This is a genomic window from Candidatus Latescibacterota bacterium (genome assembly GCA_019038625.1).
In the GTDB taxonomy this organism is placed as follows: Bacteria; Krumholzibacteriota; Krumholzibacteriia; order Krumholzibacteriales; family Krumholzibacteriaceae; genus JAGLYV01.
The window spans coordinates 1-6240 of sequence record JAHOYU010000092.1; the positions used below are offsets into that span (position 1 = coordinate 1).

The window sequence follows — 6240 nt, forward strand, 5'->3', positions numbered from 1 at the left end:
CATAAACTCGATAATCTGTTCCCTGCTCTTCAACCATACACCGGCGACATGCCGTTTCATCCTGATCGATCCAAAAAGGCTGGAGCTGATCACATATAACAAGATCCCTCATCTCCTCCACCCGGTGATCACCGAAGCGAGGCAGGCCCTGAAAGTACTGAACTGGATGACGATCGAGATGGACAGACGGTACAAGCTTCTGGCGCAGTTCGGGGTGAAAAACATAAAGAGCTACAATAAAAAAGCTGACATTGAAAAACTGATCGACAGGGATACAGGGGAGGAAGTGGGGAATCTTCCCTACTATGTCTGTGTTATCGACGAACTCGCCGATATAATGGTGACTCTCGGAAACGAGATATATCCTCCGATAACCAGGCTTGCCCAGATGGCAAGAGCTGTAGGTATTCATCTGGTATTTGCGACACAGAGGCCTTCAGTGGATGTAATAACAGGCCTTATCAAGGCGAACTTTCCCTCACGGATAGCATTTCAGGTGACCTCAAAGACTGATTCCAGGACTATCCTCGATGTCAACGGAGGAGAGACTCTGCTCGGAAACGGTGACATGCTGTACCTTCCCAAGAATCTTCCGAGCCCGGTGAGGATACAGGGAGCGTATATATCCGAGGACGAAGCAGAGAGCGTGGCCGATTACTGGCGTGGGTTTATCGGTCGTGATACAGAACTCGATCTTAAAGAACAGACGATGGTCGGACCTGATGGTGAGGCTGATATAGATGACGAACTATACGAAAAAGCCAGAGAACTGGTTATTATGCATCAGCAGGGGTCTATTTCCCTGGTGCAAAGAAGATTGAGAGTCGGGTACGCCAGGGCGGCTCGGTTGATCGATATGCTCGAGCAGTCAGGCGTCGTGGGACCGTTCGAAGGCTCAAAGGCTAGAGAAGTGCTTGTGAGCCGGGAAGAATATGAAGGCAGTTGATGAAATAAGGTCTGTCGGAAGTTTTCACTTCTTCAACCTTGGATGCTCGAAAAACCTTGTAGACGCGGAACGCGTGGCAGGCTCGCTTGAGGAACGCGGGTGGCAATACAAGGAAGATCCAGCCCTGGCATCACTTCTTGTAATAACTACATGCGCTTTTATCTCGATAGCTGAAGAAGAATCGGTCGGAGAGATCATTCGGGTCGCATCCGGGAAAGAAGGCTGGCAGAAGCTGGTTGTTCTCGGTTGCATGGTCACTCGCGAAGGCGATGAGCTTGGCGACCTGTTTCCGGAAGTGGACCTGTTTCTTCCTGTCGATGAGATGATGAGGCTGCCGGAGGTGGCGGACAGCCTGGTCGGTCCGGTTGGTCAGGAGCAAGGGCGTCCCGTGAAAGTTTCGGGAGAATGTCTGTCCCATCCAGGAGGAAGGCGACTGTTTACCATTCCTCACCTTGCCTACCTGAAAATTGCTGAGGGATGCTCCAACCATTGCTCTTACTGTACGATACCCGATATCAGGGGAGAGCTTAGAAGCGAAGACCACGATGAGATGCTGGAGGAAGCCATAGCGCTGGCCAGAGCAGGAGTGAAGGAACTGGTGCTGATAGCGCAGGACACCTCTGCCTATGGCCAAGATTCCGGGAACGTTGATGATCTATACCGGCTTGCGGGCGAAATAGGCAGAGTCGAGGGTATCGAATGGATAAGACTGATGTATCTTCATCCGGCTCACCTGGACACAGGCAGGATCGAAGCCCTGATATCGGCTGAAACGATCATACCTTACCTCGATATACCAGTGCAGCATGTATCGGATCGTATTCTGAAGGATATGGGCAGGGGCTATCAGAGAAAAGACCTGGAAGATCTATTCGGCAAGTTAAGAAATATGGATCGTCGTGTAGTTCTCCGAACGACTGTGATGGCTGGTTTTCCCGGTGAGACTGAGGATGAATTCAACGAACTTCTCGATTTCATCGAAGAGCAGAAGTTTGACCATCTTGGCGTCTTTACATTCTCTCCTGAAAGAGGGACGACTGCATCCTCGATGAAAGGGCAGATCGATTCTGACCGTGCCCTGGCGAGGATGGATGAGATCGCTTCTGTCCAGATGGATATTTCACACGACAGGCTGATATCACTGATGGGGACATTGCAGAACGTCATAGTAGACGGATATATTGAGGATAACGAATCGCCCCTTCCCGGTGTATGGGGGACAGGCAGGTATTATGGTCAGGCTCATGATGTTGATGGAGTGACCTTCCTTTCGGGAAGGAAAGCGAATCGGGGGGAGATAGTAAAGGTCAGGATCAATGAAGTAGAAGCCTATGATCTTTTCGGGAAGGTTGAATAGATTTAGATTGACATTTATCCGCAATTACTGAATATAATTAGCGTTAAGCTGAAGAGATATGGTTCCGATAACTTAAGATAGATAGTCTGACGAAAATAATACGGAGGTCATACTTGAGCATTTTCAGACGAGAGAGGGTGTTATCCAGGACAGCGATGTTGCTCTGCCTCTCCTTGCTGTTTGCCGCCATTCCAGCAATGAGTGAGCCGCACGGGACAGGGGAGAAACTAGCTACAAACTATGAGATCCTTGAGAAGATATCCGGGCAGGCCATCGATGAACTCAAGGATAATATGCCTCGTATAGATGAAGATAAACTCGTACTTCTTGTCAAAAGTAAGGGCGCCGGTGCGATCGACGATGTTTTCACTAACGTACTTATCAGAAAATTCACAGAAGCCGGGTTTAGAGTGACCACAAAAGTGCCGACGGCTGGACAGGACGAGGCATTCCACGATTATGAATTCAACTATCAGATAGTCAGGTTTCTCATCAAGTATCCCGATATCGACAGAAGTTACTGGGTCGGCTCGAAGAAAGTAGAAAGGTTGGCGGAGGTCGGTATCTTTGCCCAGTTGACTGATGGGACCACTGGAGATATCGTCTGGGTGGGGGAGACTCGAAAGGACTATGAGGATACTATAGCCTATTCTCTTCTGGAAAGAGTAGAGGATCCACAACAGTCTTTCACTATGCCGGATCGCAAAGAGATAAAATGGGGTAAGGCGGCCGAGGCCTTTGTAGTGACAGGGATCGTTACGGGTCTTATCTATCTGTTTTTCTCGAACCAGACAAGTAATGAATGACCCACGACACCCGGGAGGGCGGTGCGTTATCTTCAGTCGTGACCGGGGTAGAATACTATCCTCAATATTGTTGATCGTGATGCTGGTGACATCTGGCTGCGGGCAAAAGTCCACATTGGAGCAGGCCTCTAATGAGTTCGACAATGGAAATTTCAGGGAAGCAATTTTTGTTTTAAGGCACCATTTTCGAAAAAACGGTCAGCGGAGTCCGGAACTTTTGTTCATGGAGGGAAGATCTCTACTCGCTCTTGGCAGGGAGGCTGAGGCAGATAATTCTTTTGCCGAGATTTACAGCATAGATAGCACATGGGCTCCTGCGATTGCGGAGATATTTCAGTCTGAAGCGATCGCGAGTCTTGAGAGAGGACTGGAAGCGCGGGGAAGACGTTTCGTCATCAGGGCTTCGAATTACGAGAGAAACCTCGATTTCGGCAGCTACAACTCGATGGCAGGCAAAATGTTGCTCGACAGGAAAGATTACGAAGGGGCAATTTACTATTTCGAAAACTACCTTGCTACAAGCTCGGACTCGGCTGGGGCGGCCGAGGTGATGATGGATCTGGGAACCGCCTATGAGGAAAGGGAAGAAAAACTTAAAGCAATAGATCTGTACAGGATATTTCAGGCAAGATATCCACGGAGCCGTCTTGTATCGACGGCCAAATGGAAACTTGAAAACCTGCTTCTCAGCGCCGGAAAGGAACTCTATTCAGGTGGTGAGACTGAGGAGGCGGAGAATCTTCTTCTTGAACTTTCCGCGACAGCCAGCAATCCTCTTGTCCAGGAGAAAGTCGATTTCATGCTGGCAGAGATCTTTGAATCCAGGCACGAACTTGAGCGTGCGATTGAATACTACTCGAAAGTGGTTCACATGAACCTCGGCTCGAGCGGAAGATTGGTGGAAAAGGCGAAAGAAAGGATCGTGGATCTTGAGAAGGCGAGATAGAAATACAAGGATGGCCCTGTCCGCGGCGCTGGTCGTTGTGATGTTTCTGGCTTCATGCGGTGGGGCCTATACAGCCAAGAGAATACCCGAAGCAGATGAGAAGATAGTGTTGGCGGGCAAATTGTTCGATAAAGAAAAATATGGGCAGGCAGCAGTAGAGTACAAGGATTTTCTCGCAGATTTCGCGGGGGATGAAAGGGGCGATCTTGCCCAGTACCGTCTCGCCGAATGCTATAGGCTGGATGGCGATTATCCTCTCGCGTCTCTCGAATATAGAATACTGATCAACGACTACGGTTATAGCGAATATATAGACGATGCTTTTTACCTCGAAGGTCTGAGTGCCTTTATGCAGCATCTTCGGCCTGAAAGAGAACAGTCCAAGACATTCGAGGCGTTGTCGAGGATCAACCGTTTTCTTGAGATATTTCCCAATAGCCCGAGGAGAGCTGAGGCCGAGGAAACGCGAAAAAATATCTACGATATACTTGGAGAAAAGGATTTCAAAAACGCGCAGCTCTATTTTTCAGGAAAGAACTACAACGCAGCCCTGTTATATTTCGATAAAGTAGTAAACAGTTATTCATCCACTGTATGGGCTGTCAGAAGCCGTTACTACAGGGGTAGGATCGCCGAAGAAAATGGCGATGTCTCCCTCGCCCTGAAGGAATACGGCGAGGTTGTCTCCTCTACTCATGAATTCGACGAGAAGGAGGAAGCCGGCGCGAGGATCAGAGACCTCACCGGGGGGCAGAGCAGTGAAGAGCAGGGATAAGATAGGGCTTTTTGGCGGCTCATTCGACCCCATCCATAATGGACATCTAATCCTCGCGCAGACCGCGATGGAGTACGCCGGATTGGAACACGTATATTTTATTCCTACTGCTTTTCCGCCACACAAAAGAACAGCTGTGATCGCGGGTTTTGAAGACCGGCTGAAAATGGTCGAGCTGGCTATTACGGACAACACTCGATTCGAGATCTCCCTTCTTGAAAAAAAAGACGATGTATCATTTACATGGGAATCTGTCATGCATTTCAAGGATAAGGGATACGACAGAAAACATGTTCACCTTCTTATAGGTGGGGATTCTCTCAGGGAAATAACAAGATGGAGGAGGCCCGACCTGATTTTTGAAAATTCGACAATAGTCGCAATGAAGAGACCAGAATATTCAATGGATTGCAATCTCCCGCGAGAAGCGGCAGTTATCGTTTTCAGCGAGGGAGCCAATGATATCTCGTCCACACTTGTCAGGTCGACGGTCGGAGAAGGTGGTTCGATCCGGAATCTCGTGCCGGACCGGGTCGAGCAGTATATCAGCGAGAAGTCCATTTATCTGGTTCAGGGAGAGGAAACGAAATGACTCTTTTCCTCATTGACGGACATGCGATCGCCTACAGGTCGTACTACGCTTTAATCAGGAATCCACTCACAAATTCGAGTGGAGAGAATACCAGTGCTGTCTATGGTTTCGTCAGGCTCATCCTCAGATTACTGGAAAAATATTCTCCCGACCATATTGTCGTGACGTTCGATTCTGAGGAGGAGACCGGAAGGCACCAGCAATACGAGGAATACAAGGCCAACAGGGACCCGATGCCGGATGAGTTGCAGCATCAGATACCCATTATTGAGGATCTGATGAAGGCTCTTGGGGTGCCTGTACTTTTCGCTCCTGGATATGAAGCAGACGATATTATTGCGACTCTCACGAGGGAAGCTGAAAAAGATGGCTTGGATGTGAGGATAATCTCCAGCGATAAGGATCTTTTTCAACTCCTGAGTAAAAAAGTGAAAATGATCAGGCCTTCTAAAGGAAATGACCTCGAGGACGAGGCCGGACCCGAATACCTCAAAAAACGGTTCGGCCTTAAGCCCTCGCAGATAATAGATCTTCTGGCGATGATGGGGGACAGCGCGGACAATATACCCGGCGTGAAAGGGATAGGTGAAAAAACAGCACTGGCTCTTCTGGAGAAGTACGGGTCTCTTGATGAGATCCTCCAGAATGCTGAAGAGATCGAGCCCGCCCATGTAAGCCGGAAGATATCTGAGGGCAGAGAGGACGCGATCTTCTCGAAATCTCTTGTCGAGCTGGTCGATGTTCCCCTCGAGACGGGATATGCGGGGATGATAAAGCGCGATATGGATGAGGAGAAGGTCACAGAGATCCTTCTGGAC

The 6240-nt window shown here is 49.1% G+C and carries 7 protein-coding genes; all 7 read left to right on the top strand.

Translation table 11 applies throughout. From position 1 onward, the window contains the following. Window positions 1-946, top strand: a 946-nt coding sequence (locus tag KOO63_07040) for a DNA translocase FtsK (protein ID MBU8921558.1), incomplete at its 5' end; no start/stop codon positions are given. Continuing rightward, a complete protein-coding gene (rimO, locus tag KOO63_07045; GenBank protein ID MBU8921559.1) occupies window positions 933-2303 on the top strand; it encodes a 30S ribosomal protein S12 methylthiotransferase RimO in 1371 nt (456 codons plus the stop codon). The genes KOO63_07040 and rimO, both read left to right, overlap by 14 nt. Before the next feature lie 113 nt (window positions 2304-2416). Continuing rightward, window positions 2417-3109, top strand: coding sequence for a hypothetical protein (locus KOO63_07050; GenBank protein ID MBU8921560.1), 693 nt, complete (start codon window positions 2417-2419; stop codon window positions 3107-3109). 223 nt (window positions 3110-3332) lie between these two features. Beyond that, on the top strand, window positions 3333-4055 hold the full coding sequence (locus KOO63_07055) for a tetratricopeptide repeat protein (GenBank protein MBU8921561.1): 723 nt from the start codon (window positions 3333-3335) through the stop codon (window positions 4053-4055). Beyond that, the gene (gene bamD, locus KOO63_07060; protein MBU8921562.1) at window positions 4039-4830 is read left to right on the top strand and encodes an outer membrane protein assembly factor BamD; all 792 of its coding nucleotides are present in this window, start codon (window positions 4039-4041) and stop codon (window positions 4828-4830) included. Before KOO63_07055 ends, bamD begins: the two co-directional genes overlap by 17 nt. Next, window positions 4814-5422 carry a nicotinate-nucleotide adenylyltransferase gene (nadD, locus tag KOO63_07065; protein MBU8921563.1) on the top strand — a complete coding sequence of 203 codons (609 nt, stop codon included), beginning with the start codon at window positions 4814-4816 and terminating at the stop codon, window positions 5420-5422. Before bamD ends, nadD begins: the two co-directional genes overlap by 17 nt. Beyond that, on the top strand, window positions 5419-6240 hold an 822-nt coding region (locus tag KOO63_07070), incomplete at its 3' end, for a DNA polymerase I (GenBank protein ID MBU8921564.1). The genes nadD and KOO63_07070, both read left to right, overlap by 4 nt.

Bases quoted from the DNA above. Each gene is read 5' to 3' on its own strand.
- KOO63_07055 (MBU8921561.1), top strand. From the start codon at position 3,333: ATGGAGGGAAGATCTCTACTCGCTCTTGGCAGGGAGGCTGAGGCAGAT.
- rimO (MBU8921559.1), top strand. From the start codon at position 933: ATGAAGGCAGTTGATGAAATAAGGTCTGTCGGAAGTTTTCACTTCTTC.